Source organism: Streptomyces sp. 891-h (genome assembly GCF_022760275.1).
In the GTDB taxonomy this organism is placed as follows: Bacteria; Actinomycetota; Actinomycetes; order Streptomycetales; family Streptomycetaceae; genus Streptomyces; species Streptomyces spirodelae.
Map to the genome: position 1 here is coordinate 4846956 of NZ_CP050693.1, position 18837 is coordinate 4865792.

The 18837-nt window shown below is 71.3% G+C and carries 17 protein-coding genes and 2 tRNA genes; 7 read left to right on the plus strand and 12 right to left on the minus strand.

The annotated features are described in order from the left end of the window. Positions 1-10: 10 nt before the first annotated feature. Positions 11-84 (plus strand) — tRNA-Lys (locus tag HC362_RS21255). A gap of 99 nt (positions 85-183) precedes the next feature. Here the strand turns inward: HC362_RS21255 and HC362_RS21260 are convergent. The 5 genes from HC362_RS21260 to ehuB all read right to left on the minus strand — a co-directional run bounded on the left by HC362_RS21260 (position 184) and on the right by ehuB (position 4390). Next, entirely contained in the window at positions 184-903 is a 720-nt protein-coding gene (locus HC362_RS21260) for an IclR family transcriptional regulator C-terminal domain-containing protein (protein ID WP_243088742.1), read from the minus strand. A 353-nt stretch (positions 904-1256) separates the two neighbouring features. After that, complete coding sequence (ehuA, locus tag HC362_RS21265; protein WP_243085598.1) at positions 1257-2081, minus strand: ectoine/hydroxyectoine ABC transporter ATP-binding protein EhuA; 825 nt, start codon at positions 2079-2081, stop codon at positions 1257-1259. Then, positions 2071-2721 (minus strand): ectoine/hydroxyectoine ABC transporter permease subunit EhuD, encoded by a 651-nt coding sequence (ehuD, locus tag HC362_RS21270; RefSeq protein ID WP_243085599.1) that lies wholly within the window; start codon positions 2719-2721, stop codon positions 2071-2073. Before ehuD ends, ehuA begins: the two co-directional genes overlap by 11 nt. Next, positions 2721-3467 carry an ectoine/hydroxyectoine ABC transporter permease subunit EhuC gene (gene ehuC / locus HC362_RS21275; RefSeq protein WP_243085600.1) on the minus strand — a complete coding sequence of 249 codons (747 nt, stop codon included), beginning with the start codon at positions 3465-3467 and terminating at the stop codon, positions 2721-2723. The genes ehuD and ehuC overlap by 1 nt, the downstream gene beginning before the upstream one ends. Continuing rightward, complete coding sequence (gene ehuB / locus HC362_RS21280) at positions 3464-4390, minus strand: ectoine/hydroxyectoine ABC transporter substrate-binding protein EhuB (RefSeq protein WP_243088743.1); 927 nt, start codon at positions 4388-4390, stop codon at positions 3464-3466. The genes ehuC and ehuB overlap by 4 nt, the downstream gene beginning before the upstream one ends. A gap of 124 nt (positions 4391-4514) precedes the next feature. Here ehuB and HC362_RS21285 point away from each other — a divergent pair, with 124 nt between their 5' ends. Continuing rightward, positions 4515-5036: a DUF3830 family protein gene (locus tag HC362_RS21285; protein ID WP_243085601.1), complete on the plus strand. Its 522-nt coding sequence runs from the start codon at positions 4515-4517 to the stop codon at positions 5034-5036. 111 nt (positions 5037-5147) lie between these two features. Here the strand turns inward: HC362_RS21285 and HC362_RS21290 are convergent, their stop codons facing one another. Further along, on the minus strand, positions 5148-6560 hold the full coding sequence (locus HC362_RS21290; RefSeq protein ID WP_243085602.1) for an amidase: 1413 nt from the start codon (positions 6558-6560) through the stop codon (positions 5148-5150). 373 nt (positions 6561-6933) lie between these two features. Further along, on the minus strand, positions 6934-7917 hold the full coding sequence (locus HC362_RS21295) for a D-2-hydroxyacid dehydrogenase (protein WP_243085603.1): 984 nt from the start codon (positions 7915-7917) through the stop codon (positions 6934-6936). Between the two features lie 237 nt (positions 7918-8154). Here HC362_RS21295 and HC362_RS21300 point away from each other — a divergent pair, with 237 nt between their 5' ends. The 3 genes from HC362_RS21300 to HC362_RS21310 all read left to right on the plus strand — a co-directional run bounded on the left by HC362_RS21300 (position 8155) and on the right by HC362_RS21310 (position 11494). Then, positions 8155-9111 carry an aspartate/glutamate racemase family protein gene (locus tag HC362_RS21300; RefSeq protein WP_209263658.1) on the plus strand — a complete coding sequence of 319 codons (957 nt, stop codon included), beginning with the start codon at positions 8155-8157 and terminating at the stop codon, positions 9109-9111. 184 nt (positions 9112-9295) lie between these two features. After that, complete coding sequence (locus tag HC362_RS21305; RefSeq protein ID WP_243085604.1) at positions 9296-10033, plus strand: decarboxylase; 738 nt, start codon at positions 9296-9298, stop codon at positions 10031-10033. Positions 10034-10429: 396 nt separating this feature from the next. Continuing rightward, the gene (locus HC362_RS21310; protein ID WP_243088744.1) at positions 10430-11494 is read left to right on the plus strand and encodes an LLM class flavin-dependent oxidoreductase; all 1065 of its coding nucleotides are present in this window, start codon (positions 10430-10432) and stop codon (positions 11492-11494) included. A gap of 39 nt (positions 11495-11533) precedes the next feature. Here HC362_RS21310 and HC362_RS21315 read toward each other — a convergent pair whose 3' ends face one another. After that, a complete protein-coding gene (locus tag HC362_RS21315; protein ID WP_243088745.1) occupies positions 11534-13189 on the minus strand; it encodes an EAL domain-containing protein in 1656 nt (551 codons plus the stop codon). 622 nt (positions 13190-13811) lie between these two features. Here HC362_RS21315 and HC362_RS21320 point away from each other — a divergent pair. Further along, positions 13812-15080, plus strand: a complete 1269-nt coding sequence (locus HC362_RS21320) for a M6 family metalloprotease domain-containing protein (RefSeq protein ID WP_243088746.1) — start codon at positions 13812-13814, stop codon at positions 15078-15080. A 128-nt stretch (positions 15081-15208) separates the two neighbouring features. On the opposite strand, the gene HC362_RS21325 is transcribed toward HC362_RS21320, so the two are convergent. Continuing rightward, positions 15209-15838: a MerR family transcriptional regulator gene (locus tag HC362_RS21325; RefSeq protein WP_243085605.1), complete on the minus strand. Its 630-nt coding sequence runs from the start codon at positions 15836-15838 to the stop codon at positions 15209-15211. A gap of 212 nt (positions 15839-16050) precedes the next feature. Here HC362_RS21325 and HC362_RS21330 point away from each other — a divergent pair, with 212 nt between their 5' ends. Continuing rightward, on the plus strand, positions 16051-16710 hold the full coding sequence (locus HC362_RS21330) for a methyltransferase domain-containing protein (RefSeq protein ID WP_279240129.1): 660 nt from the start codon (positions 16051-16053) through the stop codon (positions 16708-16710). Positions 16711-16764: 54 nt separating this feature from the next. Here the strand turns inward: HC362_RS21330 and HC362_RS21335 are convergent. From HC362_RS21335 to HC362_RS21345, 3 genes are all read right to left on the minus strand, one after another. Further along, positions 16765-16838: transfer RNA gene (locus HC362_RS21335), tRNA-Lys, on the minus strand. Between the two features lie 82 nt (positions 16839-16920). Further along, the gene (locus HC362_RS21340) at positions 16921-17328 is read right to left on the minus strand and encodes a hypothetical protein (RefSeq protein WP_243085606.1); all 408 of its coding nucleotides are present in this window, start codon (positions 17326-17328) and stop codon (positions 16921-16923) included. A gap of 126 nt (positions 17329-17454) precedes the next feature. Next, the gene (locus HC362_RS21345) at positions 17455-18834 is read right to left on the minus strand and encodes an AAA family ATPase (protein ID WP_243088748.1); all 1380 of its coding nucleotides are present in this window, start codon (positions 18832-18834) and stop codon (positions 17455-17457) included. Positions 18835-18837 lie beyond the last annotated feature (3 nt).

An 18837-nucleotide genomic window follows, 5' to 3' on the forward strand; every position in this document is an offset into this window, starting at 1 on the left:
ACGGCGACGGGCGCCGCTAGCTCAGTTGGTTAGAGCAGCTGACTCTTAATCAGCGGGTCCGGGGTTCGAGTCCCTGGCGGCGTACAGAAAGACGGTGGCCCCCTTGGTTTCCAAGGGGGCGACCGTCGTATGCGCCCGCCCGCGAGAGCACGCGCGTATGCGCCCGCGAGAGCACCGAGGGCCTCAGATCGCCAGCGACAGCATCACCGGCGCTGCCCGCCGGCTCAGCTCCTCCGCGGCTCTGCGCAGCCGGTGCGCCTGGGCGACCGGGAGGGAGAGCGCCAGACAGCTCACCGCGGAGCCCGCGGTGACCGGCACCGCCGCACAGACCGTGCCCACGGCGTACTCCTGCAGGTCGAGCACCGGAACGGTCGGTGGCTGCCGGTCCAGCGCCGTCAGCAGCAGCCGCTCGTCGGTGATCGTCCGCGAGGTGAGGCGCGGGGTCTTGTGCCGGGAGAGATGGTCGAGTCTGCGGTCGTGGTCGAGCTGGCTGAGCAGGCACTTTCCGATCGCGGTCGCATGCGCGGCCGAGCGGAAGTCCACCCACTGGTTGACCGCCGGGGTGGTGGGGCCGTCGGCGACCTGGGTGCTCTCCAGCTCACCGTCCTGATAGCGGCCGAAGTAGACGGCGGCACCCACGGTGTCGCGCAACTCGTCCAGGGTGGCCTGGAGCCGTTCGCGCAGCGCACGGGCCCGGTCCACGCCCGAGCCCAGCAGCACCAGGGCCTCCCCGACGACATAGGAGCCGTCCTCGAGCCGGGCCAGATAGCCCTCGCGGCACAGCATCCGCAGCAGCTGGTCCAACTGGCCGGCTGGCAGCTGGGTCCGGCGCGCTATCGCGTCCTCGTCGATGCCGTCCCGGTACCGGGAGACGGTCTCCAGCACCCGCAGGGCGTGCCGCACCGAGCCGAAGGCTGTGACCGGCTCCCGACCCGGCTCCTCGGACGGGCCTGAGGGCGGTTGGAGTAGCGCCACGGTGTCCCCCTGGAGGTTGTGACCGTTTGTACCGTTACCGCTTCGTGCGGTCACGGCTTCATATCTCACGATAGCGGTCAACCCGGTGCCGGAACGGGGCTGTTACCGCTATCGGCATATGCCAGACGGCTGGATGCGCCCCCTGACGCGCCCCCCGGTGCGCCCCCGCCGGGCTTTCGAGGCGTTTCCGGTACTTCCGGCACCGAGCCCGCACCGCAGGTGCGGCGCGGGCTCGGAGTACAGCCGTGGGGGCGTGGCGACCGGGAACACCGGCTCGCCGGTTACAGGACGGCGCTGAGGAACTCCCTGGTCCGCTCGTGCTCCGGGTCGGTGAAGATCTTCTCCGGAGCGCCGGACTCGATGACCCGGCCCGCGTCGAACATCAGCACGTCGTCGGAGATGTCCCGCGCGAAGTTCATCTCGTGCGTGACGCAGAGCATGGTGATGTCCGTGGAGTGGGCGATGTCCCGCAGCACGTCCAGCACCCCGGCCACCAGCTCCGGGTCGAGCGCGGAGGTGACCTCGTCCAGCAGCAGCACCTGCGGACGCATCGCGAGCGCGCGGGCGATGGCCACCCGCTGCTGCTGACCGCCGGAGAGCTGGCTGGGGTACTTGTCGAGGTGGTCGGTCAGACCCACCATCTCCACCAGCTCACGGGCGCGCTGCTCGGCCTCGTCCTTGCCCAGCCCCAGCACATGCACCGGCGCCTCGGTGATGTTGCGCAGCACCTTCATGTTGGGGAAGAGGTTGAACTGCTGGAAGACCATGCCGATGTTCTTGCGCACCTCGCGCTGGTGCCGCTCGCCCGCCGGCACGAGCTTGCCGTTCTTCTCCTCGTGGGAGAGGTAGTCGCCCGCCACCTTGATGGTGCCCTCGTCGGGCTTCACCAGGGTCATCAGCAGCCGCAGGATCGTGGTCTTGCCGGAGCCGGAGGGGCCGATGAGGGTGACGTGCTTGCCGGACGACACGTCGAAACACAGGTTGTCCAGCACCACGTTGCTGCCGTAGCGCTTGGTCACGTTGTCGAACTTGATCAGTTCGCTGCCGTCGACGGCGGGGTTGGTACCGCCGTTCGCGGTCGTGCTCGGGTTCTTCTCAGCGGACAAGACGACGCTCCAGGGCTCGCATCAGCAGGGAAGCCGGGTAGGCGATGAGGATGAAGGCGATACCGACCACGGTGATGGGTTCGGTCGGCTGGAAGGTGGTCGCGGTGAACTGCCGGGCCTGGCCGAGCATTTCGAGCGCGCCGATGACCGCGATCATCGGCGAGTCCTTCAGCATCGCGATCACGTAGTTGCCCAGCGCGGGGACCACGCGCCGGATCGCCTGCGGCAGGATGACGGCGCCCCAGGTGCGGCCGCGCGGCAGGCTCAGTGCCGTGCACGCCTCCCACTGGCCCACCGGGACCCCGTCGATACCGGCGCGGTAGACCTCGGCGGTGTATGTCGAGTAGTGCAGACCGAGGCCGACGACACCGGTGGTGAGCGCGGACAGCGTCACGCCCCACTCCGGCAGTACGTAGAACAGGAAGAAGAGCTGCACCAGCAGCGGGGTGTTGCGGATGAACTCGGTGACGGCCACGACGGGCCAGCGCACCACCTTCAGCGGCGAGCGCTGGGCCATCGCCCATATCAGGCCGAGAGCGAAGGCTATGAGGGAGCCGAGTACCAGCGCCTGGAGCGTGACGAGCACGCCGTCCCAGAAGCGCGGCATGAAGTCACCGACAGCGGACCAGTCCCACGTCATCAGGCACCTCCCGCACTGGAGAAGTCGCCGGACGTCTCCGTCTGCTGCCGGATGTTGAGCTTGCGCAGCACACCTACGCCCTTCTCCGGGGCCTGGCCGATGCCCGCCTTGGCCTTGCGCTCGACGGCGCGCATCACACGCGTCAGCAGGAAGGCCAGGACGAAGTACATGACCAGGATGATCGTGTAGACCGGGGCGCTCTCACCGAGCGCGTTGCGCACCAGAGCGGCCCCGAAGGTGATGTCGCCGACGCCCAGCACGGACACCAGCGCGGTGCCCTTGAGCAGTTCGATCAGCAGGTTGTTGGCGGGCGGGATCATCTCCGGCCACGCCTGCGGAAGCAGGATCTTCGTCAGCCGCTGCCAGGGCGAGAAGCTGAGCGCGATCCCCGCCTCCTGCTGAGCGGGCGCCACGGCGGCCAGCGCGCCGCGCACGATCTCCGAGCCGTAGGCGCCGTACGACAGGCCGAGCGCGAGCACCGCGGCCCACATCGGCACCAGCTGCCAGCCGAAGGCCATCGGCAGCACGAAGAACATCCAGAACATCAGTACCAGGGCCGAGGTGCCCCGGAATATCTCCATGTACAGGCCGGAGAGGAACCGGACTATCCACAGCCGGTGCGTCCTGGCGACGCCCACCACGAAGGCGACGAACGCGCCCAGCGCCGCGCTGAAGACGGTGAGCTGGACGGTGACCCAGACGCCCTTGAAGAGCAGTCCCCACAAGCCCGCGGTGAGGTCCGTCATGCGCAACGCTCCTTCGCGGTCTTTTCGGTCATCTCGTCCTCCAGGAAGCCGAAGGGCTTCATGAGGCGGAGGAGTTCACCGCTCTCCTTCATCTTGCGCAGCTCGCGGTTGAACGCGTCCCGGAGTTTTGTTTCCGTCTTACGGAACGCGAACGCGCCGGTGCCGAGGTCGGGCTTTCCGTCCAGTTTCGGAGTGAAAGCGTCGGTGAACTCGGCCTTCCGGCTCTTGGTCTGCCTGACGACGTTGCGAACCGTGACAGCCGTACCGGCGAATACATCGGCGCGGCCCTGTTCCACGGCAAGGAGTCCGGCGAGCTGGTCGGGCAGCAGAAGAATTTCCGACTCCTTGATACCCACCTCGGCCGCGTACGCGATTTCCGCGTACCCGGTGCCGGTGGCCATCTTGGCGCCGCTCTTCTTGATGTCCTCGTAGTTGTGCAGGTCCTTCGGATTCCCCTTGCGCACGATAAACGCGTCGCGCATCTCGTACTCGGGGTCGGCGAACAGGACCTGCTTGCACCGATCGGGCGTAATGTACATACCGGCCGCGACCACGTCGAACTGCTGCGAGTTGAGACCCGGGATCAGCGAGTTGAACTCGGTCGGGAAGGGCTGGACGTGCTCGACACCCAGCCTCGTGAAGATGGTGCGCGCGATCGCCGGCGAGGACCCGGTCAGCTCGCCGTCCTTGTCGATGTAGCTGTACGGCTGTTCACCGGCGAGGCCCAGTTTCACCGTTCCCTGGGCCCTCAGCCGCTCCAGAAGATCTCCCCCGTTCTCGGTGTCCGCACTGGACACCCGGCTGCATGCGGTCGTTGCGCCGAGCGCACTCACCGCACTCAAGGACGCCGCTCCAGCGAGCAGCGACCGACGGCTCAAACGTCTCCCGGCACCTGCCGTGTTGTTCCTCAGTGGTGGAGCCATGGGCGCGCGCATACCCAGCCGTGCTGAAGATATGCGGATATTTTCAAGCCGTTATGGGGTCGCGCTCGGGGTGACATCTGCGTCACCATTAGCGGGTAAATGACCACCCTGGTGCGGAGGCACGATGGCTGAGCGCTTCATTGAAGTGTCGTTGGACAAGCGGGGAGTGAGCTGCACGGCAAAGCTGCTCGACGACCGCGCACCGATCACTTGCGCGGCGGTGTGGGACGCACTGCCGCTGGGCGGCGATGTCTACCACGCGAAGTACGCGCGTAACGAGATCTATGCCCTCATTCCCCCCTTCGCCCCCCAGGAGCCGCCGCTGGAGAATCCGACCATTACCCCCATCCCAGGTGACCTCTGCTATTTCACCTTCACCAGCACCCAGTTGGCGACTCCGGGATACGGGTACGAGGCCGCGGCGGAACAGCAAGGGGCGCAGGCGGCACACGTCGAGCACTCCACCGTCGTCGACCTGGCGCTCTTCTACGAGCGCAACAACCTCCTGATCAACGGCGACGCCGGATGGGTCCCCGGCATCGTCTGGGGCCAGATCGTCGAGGGACTCGACGACATGGCCGAGGCCTGCCAGGACCTGTGGCGCTCCGGCGCCATCGGCGAGACGCTCAACTTCCGCCGCGCCTGAGTGAGTCGACCGGTCGGCCGAACTGATCGGCCGACCGGTGAAGCCCGTTGGGGGACAACCCCCAACGGGCCCGGAACCCACCGACGGGCCCGGGAGCCCGAGTCCGGTGACTCAGCCGAGCGCCGAGGGCACCTGCGCCGCGACCCCCGCCTCGTACAGTGCGTGCGAAGCGCTCAGCACCAGGGCGTCCGCGTGCCGGGGCCCCACCAGCTGGACCCCGATCGGCAGACCCGCCTCGTCCACGCCGCACGGCACGGAGGCGGCCGGCTGCTGCGTCATGTTGAACGGGTAGGAGAACGGCGTCCAGCCGGTCCACCGCTGAAGCCCCGAGCCCTCCGGCACCTCGACCCCCGCCTCGAAGGCGGTGATCGGCATGGTCGGCGTCACCAGCAGGTCGTACCGCTCGTGGAAGGCGCCCATCCGGCGGCCCATGTCCATCCGCTCGTCCACGGCTGCCAGGTAGTCCAGCGCGCTGCGGGACGCGCCGTCCGCGCAGATCTCCTGCAGACCCGGGTCCAGAGACTTGCGCTGATCTTGGCTGAAAGCTTGTGTGACCCGCGCCGCACCGCTGAACCACAGCGTGTGGAAGGACTCCACGGGATCGGCGAAGCCGGGATCGGCCTCCTCCACGACAGCGCCGAGCTCCTCCAGCTTCGCCACCGCCGCCCGTACCGCCGCCGCGACCTGCGGCTCGACCCGCACCCGGCCGCCGAAGTCGGGCGAGAAGGCCACCCGCAGCCCGCGCACCCCCTCGGCTCCGGCGGCCAGCGCGCCGCGGAAGCTGTGCGGCACCGGGCCCAGGTGCGACCAGTCGCGCGGGTCCGGCGCGCTGATCACATCCATCAGCAGCGCCGCGTCCTCCGCGTCCCGCGTCATCGGACCGACGTGGGCCAGGGTCCCGAAGGCGCTGGCCGGGTAGATGGGCACCCGCCCGTAGGTGGGCTTCAGCGCGAAGATCCCGCAGAACGAGGCGGGGATGCGCACCGACCCGCCGCCGTCGGTGCCCAGCGACAGCGGCCCGGCCCCGGCGGCGACGGCCGCTGCGCTGCCCCCGCTGGAGCCGCCCGCTGTGCGGTCCGGCGCGTACGGATTGCCGGTGACGCCGTGCCGGGGGCTGTCGGTGACGCCCTTCCAGCCGAACTCGGGCGTCGTCGTCTTGCCCAGGAAGACTGCGCCGCTCTCCCGCAGCCTGGCCACCGAGGGCGCGTCCTCCTCCCAGGGCCCGGTCTCGTCCACAGCCCAGGAACCCTTGAAGGTGGGCCCGCCGCGCTGGAGCAGGATGTCCTTCACGGTCACCGGCACCCCGTCCACCGGGCCCGCCGGCTCGCCGCGCCGCCAGCGGCCCGCTGACTCCTCGGCCTGCCGCAGCGCGTCCTCGTCGTCGATACGGACGAAGGCGTTGACCCGCTCCTGGGTCTGTGCCGCGCGCTCCAGCGCCGCCCGGGTGACCTCCACGGGGGTGAAGTCCCCCGTTTCGTACCCCGCCACGAGCTGGGTCGCGGTCAGGGCGTTGAGATCGGACATGACGAAACCTCCCGAGAGACCAGGGCACCCGCGAGGCGGACTGCCACAGGACGACGTGCCCCGGGCCCGCACCGCACCCAAGGGCGAGAAGACGTGAAGAAACGACCCGGACCTCCGGCATCGGCCGTAGCCGGTGCCGGACGACCCGGTGAGACGCCGGGTCATCCGGTGAGCCGGGACCGGTTGGTGGCCGGCGCCGGAGGTCCGGTGAGAGCCGGGGGCCGGTGGCCGGTCCGGTAGGAACCGGGGGCCGGTGACCGGTCCGGTGTGAGTCGGTGACGGTGGCCGGTGACGACCGGGAGCTCCTCCCGGTGGGGTGAACCGACCGGGGGCGCCGTGGTGCCCCCGGCCGGTCGCCCGGTCGCCCGGCGGGTCAGTTCGCCGGTGCCGCCGGGGACGTCGGCACGTAGCCGAGGTGCTTGTCGACGACGTTGAGCAGCGGCTCGCCCGCCTCCCAGCGGTCGAAGTTGTCGAGGAACTGCTCCGCGAGGTCGTTGCGCCAGCCGACCGTGTCGCCGCTCATGTGCGGCGAGATGAGCAGCCCGGGCACGTCCCACAGCTTGCTGTCGGCAGGCAGCGGCTCCTCGGCGAAGACATCCAGCGCCGCGCCCTTGATCCGGTGCTTGAGCAGCGCGTCCACCAGGTCCTCCTCGACCACGTGCGCCCCCCTGCCGACGTTCACGAAGTGCGCTTCGGGCTTCATCCGAGCAAACATCCCGGCGTCGAACATGCCCGTCGACTCCTGGGTCAGCGGGGCCACGCACACGACCCAGTCGGCCTCGCCGAGCAGCCCGGGCAGCGCGGCGGTGGCGTGGACCTGCCCGAATTCCGGGTCGGTGTCGCGGGCCGTCCGGCCGACGAGGTCGACTTTGACACCGAGTGCCAGCAGCGCGCGCCCGATTTCCCGGCCGATCGGCCCGGAGCCGACGACCGTGGCGCGACTTCCGCCGACCCGGAATGTCTCCCGGTGCCGCCAGCGCCGCTGTCGTTGCAATTCCCATGTGCCACGGAAGTCTTTGGCCATGGCCAGTACGAGCCCGAGGACGTATTCGGCAATGGGCCGGTCGAAGACGCCTCGTGCATTTGTGATGACGGTGTCCCGGCCGTCGGCGAGCTCCGGGAGCAGCCGGTCGACTCCGGCGCTGGGCGTATGCACCCAGCGCGGCCTCGGGCCGTCTCCCGGCCATGCCTCGCGCACCGCGTCGGAGAGGAAGTCCCAGACCAACAGGACGTCGGCCTCGGGTAGTTGGCCGGCGAGAGTCTTCTCGTCGGCATGGATGACGCGCGCGCGTCCCGCGAGTCGGTCGAGCCGGGGAAGCGGCTCGGCGTCGAGGACAAGAACGCAGGTTTCGGACATAGGCAGGAAACCGTTTCGAAACGCAGGGACGGTTGGCTGAGCGAGTGAGCCGGGGGAGGGACGGGAACCAGCCTCATTGGCGGGATTGACCACGGTAGGGAGCAGAAACTACCTTCGTCAACAAAGACATCTGTCCCGGCGTCCCGGCTTCTGACCGGCTTTGCTTTTCCTCTGACTTCCCTTGACTCAGGGGCCTTCTGGCCATGAGCCTTCCCCTCCGTTCTTTTGGGGCCCGAAATGGACGTCTCCTTCCTCGGCGGACCGTTGCCGCAGCGCGGCGTGGGAATCGTCGCTCCCTTCGACTTCGCACTGGACCGTGAGCTCTGGCGCTGGGTGCCGGACGACGTGTCCTTGCATCTGACTCGAACTCCCTTCGTTCCCGTGGAGGTCAGCCTGGACCTCGCCCGCCTGGTCAGCGAGCACGAGACGCTGCGCGAGGCGGTACGGGCCCTGACGGCGGTGGCTCCCGAGGTGGTGGCCTACGCCTGTACGTCGGGCAGTTTCGTGGGCGGTACGGCCGGCGAGCGGGCCATGGCGGCGGCCATGGCCGAGGCCGGTGATGTACCGGCGCTCACCACCTCGGGTGCGCTCCTGGACGCGCTGCGTGAGATCGACGCGCGGCGCATCGCCATCGTCACCCCGTACACCAAGTCGGTCACCGACTCCCTCGAGGAGTACCTGGACGAGGCCGGCATCGGCATCACCGGGCGCTGCTACATGGGGCTCACCAGGGAGATCTGGCGGGTCGCCTACCGGGACGTGGTCGACATGGCGCGGGAGGCGGTGGTGGACGCGCCGGACGCGCTGTTCATCTCCTGCACCAACCTGCCGACCTACGACGTGATCCCGCAGCTCGAGGCCGAGTTGCGGATGCCGGTGCTCTCGGCCAACCAGGTCACCATGTGGGCGGCGCTGCGGTCGGTCGGCAAACAGGCGGTCGGCCCCTACCAGGCGCTCCTCGACCCGGTCGCCCGACGCGGCCCGGCCGCCATGACGTCCACCACCGGCAGCCAGCCGGTGGCCCATGAGACGGACGGGCTGGTCGAGCCGGAGGAGCAGCAGAAACACGAGCCGGAGGCCGCGCTGGCGGGCGCCGGCACCGAGTCGGCCGAGCCGCTGGAGGGCACCTCGGAGCTCGGCTACGGGCAGCCCGGTCATCCGGAGGAGTGGGGCGGCCCCCAGCCCCCGGCCTGAGCCGCACCCCACTCCAGCCCTTCCGTCCTTCCGTTTTTCCGAACGGCCCAACCGCCGTACTGCCACCGGCAGTACGGCGGCCCAGGTACGCGCGTACGCCAGGTGCGCGCGTGCCCGCTCCTCTCCCACCCACCCGGCACACACACCCCCACCACCCAGCTCTGAGCACGCACAGGAGGCGTAGATGGCACAGGCGGCATCGGCACCGGCGGTCGGATTCCTCTACCCCGGCTACTCGGCCGAGGACGACTACCCGAGGCTGGAGCGAATCCTCGCCGAGGCAGGCGCCGAGGTACGGCTGCCGCTCGTGCACACCGACATCGGCGAGGACGCCCACCGGGTGGACGCGCTGCTGGAGATGGGCTCGGCCGCGCGGCTCGCCGCCAAGGTGGAGGAGGTCAAGGGCCATGGCATCCAGGCCGTGGTCTGGGCCTGCACCAGCGCCAGCTTCGTCTTCGGCTGGGACGGCGCGCATGAGCAGGTGCGCGAGCTGGGGGAGACGGCCGGGCTGCCCGCCTCCAGCACGTCCTTCGCCTTCGCCCACGCCGTGCGCGACCTCGGTGTCGAACGCGTCAGCATCGCCGCGACCTACCCGGAGGACGTCGCCGAGCTGTTCACCGGCTTCCTCAAGGCGGCGGGCGCCGAGGTGGTCGCCATGCGCGGCAGTGGCATCATCACCGCGGCCGAGGTGGGCACCTGGGGCGAGGAGGAGGTGCTGGCACTGGCTCGCGGCGGTGACCACCCCGACGCGCAGGCGGTGCTGCTGCCGGACACCGCGCTGCACACCGCCGCGTACATTCCGGCCCTCGAGGCGGAGCTGGGCAAGCCCGTGCTGACCGCCAACCAGGTCACCGCCAAGGAGGGCCTCCGCCTCCTGGACCTGAAGGTCCACTGCCCAGCCCTGGGCAAGCTCTTCTCCTGACGGGTGCGGCCAGGGGGCGCCCGGCGGGTCTTGCGGAGCAGCCATGTCAGGGGCGCGGGGAACTGCTCCCCTGGGGGCGCCTCCCGGCCGAAGGCTGGGGGACTCCGGCCGGGAGGCGCCCCCGAAGCCACCGCGCACCCGCAGACTGCAACGGACCGCCAGGGGGCAGCCCCTCATCAGCACCGCCGCACAGGCAACGGCGGCCGTCGGGAAGAGAGCGGGCCCCTGACGCGTTGAACCGGCTCGTGGCCCCGCCCCGCACTCCGGGGGCCGGGGCCGCGCACCGGAACGCGGGAGAAGGGCGAAGTGATCGTGAGCCAGCCGGACGAGGACGCACAGGGCGCCGAAACACAGGTAACGGGCGCGCGGCACAGCGGGCAGCCGACGACCGGGACCATCCGGGGCACGGCGCGGGGCACGGCCCCCGTGCCGCTCTCCGTCCTCGATCTGGTGAACGTGGGCGAGGGATACACCGCAGGGGACGCGCTGGCGGCCTCGACCCGGATGGCCGCGCTGGCCGACAGCCGCGGCTTCACCCGCTACTGGGTGGCCGAGCACCACTCCATGCCGGGCGTCGCCAGCTCCTCGCCCGCGGTGATCCTCGCCCACCTCGCCGCGCACACCGGCCGTATCCGGCTCGGCTCCGGCGGGGTCATGCTGCCCAACCACGCGCCGCTGGTCATCGCCGAGCAGTTCGGCACGCTGGAGGCGCTGGCGCCGGGCCGGATCGACCTGGGCCTGGGCCGCGCTCCGGGCACCGACGGGGCGACGGCGGCCGCGCTGCGCCGCACCGAGAGGCTGCGCGAGGGCGCCGAGGACTTTCCGCAGCAGCTCGCCGAGCTGGTCAGGTTCCTGGACGACGACTTCCCCGACGGCCACCGCTATGCCCGTATCCACGCCGTTCCCGGGCCTGTTCAGGCACGCGGTTCAGCGGCGAAGGCCGCCGCGCACCGGCCGCCGGTGTGGCTGCTGGGCTCCTCCGGGTTCAGCGCCCAGCTCGCCGGGCAGCTGGGCCTCCCGTTCGCCTTCGCGCACCACTTCTCGGCCGCCAACACGCTTCCGGCCCTCGACCTCTACCGCGAGACGTTCCGGCCGTCCGCGGTGCTGGACGAGCCGTACGCGCTCATCGGCGCCGCAGCGCTGGCCGCCGAGGACGAGAAGGAGGCCCACCGCCAGGTGCTGACGGGGGCCCTGTCCATGGTGCGGCTGCGCACCGGCCGGCCGGGGCTGATCCCCACCCCGCAGGAGGCCGAGGCGTACCCCTTCAGCCCCGTGGAGCGCGACTTCGTCGACAGCTGGCTCGGCAATGTCACCTACGGCACCCCCGACGCCGTACGCGAGGGCCTGGACGCGCTCGTCAAACGCACCGGCGCCGACGAGCTGATGCTGACCGCCAACGCCCATACGCCCGAGGTCCGGGTGCGCTCCCTGGAGCTGATAGCCGACGCCTACGGCTTGTGAGGGCCGCTGCCGGGGCCGTCGTGGACGACGCCCGGCAGGTCAGGCGCTCCCCGCCGCCGGCGGGGACCACACCAGCAGCTCGGCGATGCGGTCGGCCTCCATGGGTTTGGCGTAGTGCCAGCCCTGGCCGGTGTCGCAGCCGATCCTGCGCAACCGTTCGGCCTGGGCCGGGCCCTCCACGCACTCGGCTGTGACGGTCAGGCCCAGCTTGTGGGCGAGCTGGACCAGGGCCGTCACGATCGTCTCGTCCGCGGGGTTGTGGTGCCGGGCCGTACGGAAGCCGCGGACGAAGGTGCCGTCGAGCTTGAGCGCGCGCACCGGGAGGCGGCTGAGGTAGGCGAGGTTGGAGTAGCCGGTACCGAAGTCGTCGATGGCGATCCGTACGCCCATCTCCGACAGCGCCTGGAGCGCCTGGAGGGGCCGCCCGGCCGAGCCCATCACCGCCGACTCGGTCAGCTCCAGCTGGAGCAGCCCGGCGGGCAGGCCGGTCTCCTCCAGGATGTCGGCCACGTCCCGCACCAGGTCGGAGTCCCACACCTGGCGTACCGCGACATTGACGCTCACATACAGCGGCGGCCCCGGGTGCTGCCGCATCCAGCGCCGGGCCTGGCGGCAGGACTCCTCCAGCACCCAGCGGCCCAGCGGCACGATGGCGCCGTTCTCCTCCGCGAGGCCGATGAACCGGTCGGGCCCCAGCGTGCCGAACTGCGGGTGCCGCCAGCGCACCAGCGCCTCGACGCCGCGCAGCATGTCGTCGGCGAAGCCCACGATCGGCTGGTACTCCAGCACGAACTCGCCACGCTCCACGGCCCTGCGCAGGGTGGAGGAGAGGGCCTGCCGGGTCATCCGGTGCGCGTTGCGCTCGGGGTCGAAGAGGGTCCAGCGTGCCTTGCCGTCGGCCTTGGCCCAGTAGAGCGTGGTGTCGGCCGCCTGCATCAGCTCGGTGGGTGTGGTGCCCGCCGTCTCGCGCTCGACGACGCCGATGCTGGCGGAGACCGCCAGCCGCTGTCCTGCCAGGTCGAACGGGCGCTGGAGCGCGGCGAGCACGGACTGGGCGAGCTGGGTGAGCTGCTCGGTCCCGGTGGAGGACTCGACCAGCAGTGCGAACTCGTCGCCGCCGAGCCGGGCGACCAGATGGCCGCCGCACTCCTCGCCGCCGGCCTCGGCGCACTGGGTCAGCCGCTGGGCCACCGCGTCCAGCAGGCTGTCGCCGATGCGGTGTCCGAGGGTGTCGTTGACGGCCTTGAAGCCGTCCAGGTCGATGTAGCACAGCCCGGTCCTGCCGGTCGCCGATTCGGCCAGCGCGCCGGCCAGCCGTTCGAAGAACAGGGTCCGGTTGGGCAGCCTGGTGACCGGGTCGTGCATCTGGAGGTGGCGCAGCCGCTCCTGGAGGTCGCGGCGCTCGCTGATGTCCGCGATGGACAGCAGGGCCTCGCCGCCGCGCGAGGTGGGGGTCACGGTGATCTCGGCCCACAGGGTGTGGCCGTCCGCGTGTTTGAGCCTGCGCGTACAGGACATCCGGTCGGTGCGGCCCTGCAGCGCCTCGTGGTAGGCGCTGCGTACCCGCCCGTCCAGGCCCAGCCCTGCCAGTTCGGCGATGGGCCGGCCGGTCAGCCGGTGCGCCTCGGCGCCGAGCAGCGCGCCCAGCGCGCGGTTGGCCGTCAGCACCCGGCCGTTGGGGTCGACGATGGCCATCGGCAGCTGTGCCGCGTGGAAGGCGGCCCGGAAGTCGCTCTCGCTGTGCCCGTGGTGCGCGCGCCGTCGCCAGCGCTTGTGGCTACTTTCCGTGATGGTTTGGGGTTGGGTTACGAGGGCTTCGCCGGAGTCTTTGCCCGGTCCTTCGAGGGGTCCGTTCACCGATCGCTCCGCGGGGGGCTCGTCTCGTGCGGATCGGTCGGCCGGCTGCCGTGGGCCGCCCAGGGGAGGATCCGCGCTGGAAATGTGCCGATCATAGAGGTTGGCGCAAGAGCGGAGCCAGTGTCTCCGCTGGGGCTTCCGGTCGTTCGGGCGGCCGGTGGACGGGCTCGCGCGCGAGGGTGACCGTTTCTGCTCCAGGGCTGAGAGCGCCGTGACCGCTAACGACCGGCTGTTACTGGGAGTAGTCATATTGCGGTTGACTCATCCGGTCTACTGAAACAGGGCAAAGCCGGACATACGGGGTGAGTCTGGAGAGGGTCCGCCCCTCCTCTTCCGGTGAGGTCTTCGCGTGGTGCGTGTGTCGGAACACGGGGGAGTTGAAAACCCTCCCCCGCGTCGCCCCGGGCGCGGCGCGAACTGCCTTGGGCCCGGTGTCCGGCACCGGGTGGGGGCCGTCGTGATGGCGCTGACCGCCTTCATGGGCTTCGGGCTCGTGGCCGGTCCCGTGCATTCCGTTGCGGCGGACATGTCGTGCGCTCTGCCTCGCACCGACGCGCACCACTCGCTGGGTTTGGACACCTGGAACGCCTCCTATCCGCGCCCCGAGGGGACGCTCGATGCCGCCCTTCTCTTTCTCTCTTTCCCCGATGCGACCCCCATGGCCACCCCTCGGGAGCTTGTGAACGACCATTTCCCTGCCACATCCGACTTTTTCGAGCGGGCGAGTTACGGAAAGTTCCGGTTGCGGCCGCGACCTGTGGACCGCTGGATCGAACTTCCCCGGCCCGCCACGGACTACGGCATGGAGCGCGACTGGGACTCCGACCTGCGCGATTCCTACCTCGCGGACGCCGTGACCGCCGCCGACCCGCATGTGGACTTCAGCCGCTACGACGTCGTATACCTCGTCGCGGACCCGGACGCGCCCGGTGTGGACCCCGACGCCACAAAAGTCGTCAACCTCGACGAGCCGCTCACCGCGGACGGGACCGAACTCCACCGTCTGGTCACCGTGTTCGAACAGAGTCCACCGGACCGCAACGTCCTCGCCCACGAGACCGGACACCTCTTCGACCTGCCCGACCTCTACCAGCGCCCCTCGGACGGCAAGGCCGACTGGGACACCAGGGTCGGCGACTGGGACCTGATGGGCAGCCAGTTCGGTCTGTCACCCGAGCCCTTCGGCTGGCACAAGTGGAAGCTGGGCTGGCTGGCGCGGTCCAATGTGGCCTGCCTCCCGCTGACCGGGGACGCGGCGGGCCCCGAGGCCCGCGCCGCCCGGGGCGGGCCGCCACACGCCGAGTACACCCTGCGGCCGCTGACGGCGCCCGCGCGCCGGGCACCGCTCCACCAGGTGGTGCGGCGCTCCGCGGCGGCACCCGCCGCCGCGGGGCCCGACGGCGTCCGGCTCCTGGTCCTGCGCACCGGCGCGCAGCAGGCGCTGGCCATGGAGGTCCGCGAGCGCACCGGCAACGACCGGGGTTCGTGCGCCCAGGGACTGCTGATCTACCGCGTCCACAGCGACACCCCCTCCACCCACGGCCCGGTTGAGGTGATCGACGGGCACCCGGGCACCTCCCGCTGCCGGGAGACCTCCGTGCACAGCCGGCTCGCCGACGCGCCGCTCGGTGTCGGCGAGAGCTGGTCCGACCCCCGCGACGCGCTCCGCGTCCAGGTCACCGGCCGCACGGCGGAGGGCGACTGGGAGGTACGGCTCACGAGGGAATGAGGCCGTGAGGGCGGGATGCCGTGAGGGCGGGATGCCGTGAGGGGGTGCCCCTGGTCGTGCGTCGGGGGCTGCGGCGCTGCTGTGGTGGGCTCGCGCCGTTCCCCGCGCCCCTTCGGGGCGCCACGCTCCTAATCGAAGAGCTCTCCGGAGCGGTGGATCTGGGCCAGGCGGCGCAGGGCGGCCAGCAGGGCGTCGCCCAGGATGTTGCCGAGGATCACCGCCTCGGCCATGGAGTCGGCATCCGGCCGCTTGCGGACGATCTCCAGATCGACGGCGGCCACGGCGTCCGCCGCGCGCGCATAGGCGTCGAGCTGGTCGGCGAAGTCGTCCTGGCCCAGCCGCCGCAGGGCGCTCAGCACCTCGGCCGCGGCCGTCAGCGCCGGGCTGTGTTCGGAGACCTCCCAGCCCTGCCGCTCGACCAGCGCCCGGATCTCGGCGACCGCTTCCTGGTGGCCCGGCTCGTCGTGGTGGCCGGCGACCCCGGTGGCGGTGACGGTCTGCTGGGCCGCGCCCAGCACCTTGTGGGTGCCGGTCTCCGGGCTGTCCAGCGCGGCGATGACATCGCGTACGGCGGCGACCGAGAGGCCGCCCACCTCCAGCAGGGCGCGGATGAGCCGGAGCCTGGTCACGTGCCGCTCGTCGTACTGCGCCTGGTTGCGGCTGGTGCGCTCGCCGGGCGCCAGCAGTGACTCGCGTACGTAGTACTTGATCGTCGGCGCGGGCACTCCGCTGAGTCGGCTCAGCTCCGCGATGCGCATCCGTTTCCCTTCTCCGCTCTGCAGGACGGCACTTGCACCCTCCCTCAATCATGATAGATAGTCCAACTATCGGTAGTGGCGCTATCTACTATCTACTTTCTCGGGAGGACGTATGTCCGCGCCACGGCCGCCGCACCACTCGCCCCCTCAGCCTCATACGCCCCAGCCGTCGGCGGTTTGCGTTCCGCCGCGCTGGGTACGGAGCCTCGCCAATGACACGCGACACCCTCGTCTTCGTCCGCGCATTCCTCACCGCCGCCCGCACCACGGGAGCCATAGCCCCCAGCGGCTCCGCCCTCTCCCGCGCCCTGACCCACCACGTGCGCCCCGGCGGCCCGGACCAGCCCCGTACGGTCCTGGAGGTCGGGCCGGGGACCGGGGCCGTCACCCGGCACCTGGTCCGCCGCCTGGGGCCGCGCGACGGCCTCGATCTGGTCGAGTCCAGCCCCGGTTTCGTCACCCGGCTCGGCAGAGCCCTGCGCACCGACCCGGCCCTGGCCCCGGTCGCCGACCGCACCCGGCTGTGGCACGGAAAGGTCGAGGAGCGGGAACTGGGGGAGTACGACACGATCGTGTGCGGCCTCCCGTTCGCGAACTTCCCGCCGGAGGCGGTGACGGCCGTCTTCTCGCGGATGCTGGCCGCGCTGCGGCCCGGCGGCACCCTCTCCTTCTTCAGCTACGCGGGCGGACGGGCCCTCAAGGGCGCCGACTCGCGCAGAACCGCCGCGCGCCGCGCCGTGCGCGCCGCCATCGAGCCCTGGCTGCTGGAGGAGCGGCTGATCCTGTCCAACCTGCCGCCGGCCCGCGTCCACCACCTCGGCGCCCCCGCCACGGTGGGCGCCCTCGGTGCCGCGGTGCCGCTCACCCCCTAGCGCCCCGGAAACACCGGAGGCCCCCCGCTTTCGCGAGGGGCCTCCGACTGTCTGTGCGCCGCCAGGGACTCGAACCCCGGACCCGCTGATTAAGAGTCAGCTGCTCTAACCAACTGAGCTAGCGGCGCCTGCTGACGTCCTAGACCTTAACACCACGATCCGGTGAAGCGAAAATCGATATTCCGGACGCCACCCCTGCGACCTGCACTCTCAGTGCTGAGGCGGTGGCTGGGTGCCCGGCACCCGGTCCTTGAGCAGATCCCGGCCGAACTCGATCATCTTGCGTGCGTACTCCTCGGTCCAGCCGCCGCGGTCGGCGATCGCGTCGTCCGGCAGCTTGTCGAAGCTCTTGGGGTCGGCGAGCTGCGCGGCGGCCGCCGCCTGATACTCCTGCGCCCGGTCGGCTGCGGCCCGGAAGGCGTGCACCAGCTCCGTGGCGCGGTCCAGCAGCTCCTTGGGGTCGGTGAGCGACTCCAGACCGAAGAAGTGCTCGTCGTCGGGGGCCGCCTCGGTCGGCTCGAACAGCAGCGGCGCGGGGCGGCGGTAGTGCGGGCCACCGGCACCGCTCCCCTGGGCTGAGGAGCGCGAAGGGTCCGGAGCCGAGTGCGGCTCAGCCATGTGTACATACCTCCAAGGTCGTGGGCCGCCCCCCATTGTGCGCTCCGCACCCCCACACCCGCACGGGCCGCGAGCTCGCCCACCGCCCCACGGCTCGACGGCCCGGCAGCTCCGCGGCCCGGCGGCTCACTCCAGCCGCACCCGGTGCCGTGCCAGCCGGGCCAGCACCGCCTGGTGGGCCTCCCAGCCGTCCGGCGCGGGTGAAACAGCACCGAGCCGCACCGGCTCGGTCGCCGGATGGTCGTCCAGCAGTTCGGCGACCCCCTCCCGGCACACCACCAGACACGCGTGCCGGTGCCGGGACGCCAGCACACACAGCCGGCCGGTCTCCAGATGGAACTCGGTCGCGTCCGGCCGCCCGGACAGCGGGTGCAGCACCACCGTCACATCGAACTCCCGGCCCTGGAGCCGGTTGGCGGTGTCGACGGTGACCTGCGCCGCGGGGCCCTGCGGCCCGCTCACCTCGGCCAGTGCCTCCCGCACCGCCGCCGCCTGGTCGCGGTGCGCCGTGCCCACGGCGATCCGGTCGGCGGACAGCGGCGCCCCTCGGCCGTCGCCGCCGCTGTCCCGTTCGCTGTGCGTGCGGCCCCGCCGCTCCAGCATCCGGTGCACCAGCCGCGCGATCGCCCGTACCGCCTCCGGGTCCGTACGGGGCGTACGGGCCGCCGGCAGCTCCAGCAGCCCCCAGCCCGCCCCGGCGGCCTCGTCCAGCACCGCGTCGAGAGGCGAACCGTCGGCCGGGGCCGAGAAGGCCAGCCGGCGCTCGCCGGGGCCGGTGCCGCTGCGGAACGGCGTGTACGGATAGAACGCGTCCGAGACGAGCTCGGCCGCCGAGGCGGGCAGCCGCCAGGAGACCGGCAGCCGGTGCTGCGGCAGCCCCGGGTTGTGCGCCAGCAGCGTGCCGACCGCGCTGGCCGAGGGGTCGTGCGCCTGGCCCGCCCACTGCTCCACACCGACCTGGCTGAACGGGTCGAGCTGGCCGGGGTCGCCCACGAACAGCGCCCGCTCGAACAGCCCCGCCACGGCCAGCAGCGCGTCCGAGCGCATCTGGTACGCCTCGTCCACGATCGCGTGCCGCCAGGGCTCGTCCGGGCGCACCCACGCCCACTTGGCCGCCGTGGAGACCACGATGTCCAGCCCGGCCAGCTCGGCGGGCTTGGCGGACGTCCGCACCGAGGGGTGCCCGTCCAGCACCGGGTCGTACGGATGGGGCTCGCTGCTGTGCAGCCGCCCGACCGGCAGCTCGGGATCGGCCGTCGCCAGCCGGTTCACCAGGTCGTCCACCTGCGCGTTCGTCTGCGCGATGACCATCAGCGGATGCCCGGCTGCGGCCAGCTCGCGCGCCGCGCGCACCACGAGCGTGGACTTTCCGGCGCCGGGCGGCGAGTCCACCACCACACCCCGGTGCGCGCCGCCCAGCGTGTCGGCCAGGATCGCCTCGGTGGCCGCGGCAGCCGCCGACGCGGGGGTCGGGCCGCTGGACGGCGGCCGCTCCGGCGACTCCACACC

Bases quoted from the DNA above. Each gene is read 5' to 3' on its own strand.
- ehuD (WP_243085599.1), bottom strand. From the start codon at position 2,721: ATGACGTGGGACTGGTCCGCTGTCGGTGACTTCATGCCGCGCTTCTGG.
- ehuC (WP_243085600.1), bottom strand. From the start codon at position 3,467: ATGACGGACCTCACCGCGGGCTTGTGGGGACTGCTCTTCAAGGGCGTC.
- ehuB (WP_243088743.1), bottom strand. From the start codon at position 4,390: ATGGCTCCACCACTGAGGAACAACACGGCAGGTGCCGGGAGACGTTTG.
- HC362_RS21285 (WP_243085601.1), top strand. From the start codon at position 4,515: ATGGCTGAGCGCTTCATTGAAGTGTCGTTGGACAAGCGGGGAGTGAGC.
- HC362_RS21290 (WP_243085602.1), bottom strand. From the start codon at position 6,560: ATGTCCGATCTCAACGCCCTGACCGCGACCCAGCTCGTGGCGGGGTAC.
- HC362_RS21295 (WP_243085603.1), bottom strand. From the start codon at position 7,917: ATGTCCGAAACCTGCGTTCTTGTCCTCGACGCCGAGCCGCTTCCCCGG.
- HC362_RS21300 (WP_209263658.1), top strand. From the start codon at position 8,155: ATGGACGTCTCCTTCCTCGGCGGACCGTTGCCGCAGCGCGGCGTGGGA.
- HC362_RS21305 (WP_243085604.1), top strand. From the start codon at position 9,296: ATGGCACAGGCGGCATCGGCACCGGCGGTCGGATTCCTCTACCCCGGC.
- HC362_RS21315 (WP_243088745.1), bottom strand. From the start codon at position 13,189: ATGGCCATCGTCGACCCCAACGGCCGGGTGCTGACGGCCAACCGCGCG.
- HC362_RS21320 (WP_243088746.1), top strand. From the start codon at position 13,812: ATGGCGCTGACCGCCTTCATGGGCTTCGGGCTCGTGGCCGGTCCCGTG.
- HC362_RS21325 (WP_243085605.1), bottom strand. From the start codon at position 15,838: ATGCGCATCGCGGAGCTGAGCCGACTCAGCGGAGTGCCCGCGCCGACG.
- HC362_RS21330 (WP_279240129.1), top strand. From the start codon at position 16,051: ATGACACGCGACACCCTCGTCTTCGTCCGCGCATTCCTCACCGCCGCC.
- HC362_RS21340 (WP_243085606.1), bottom strand. From the start codon at position 17,328: ATGGCTGAGCCGCACTCGGCTCCGGACCCTTCGCGCTCCTCAGCCCAG.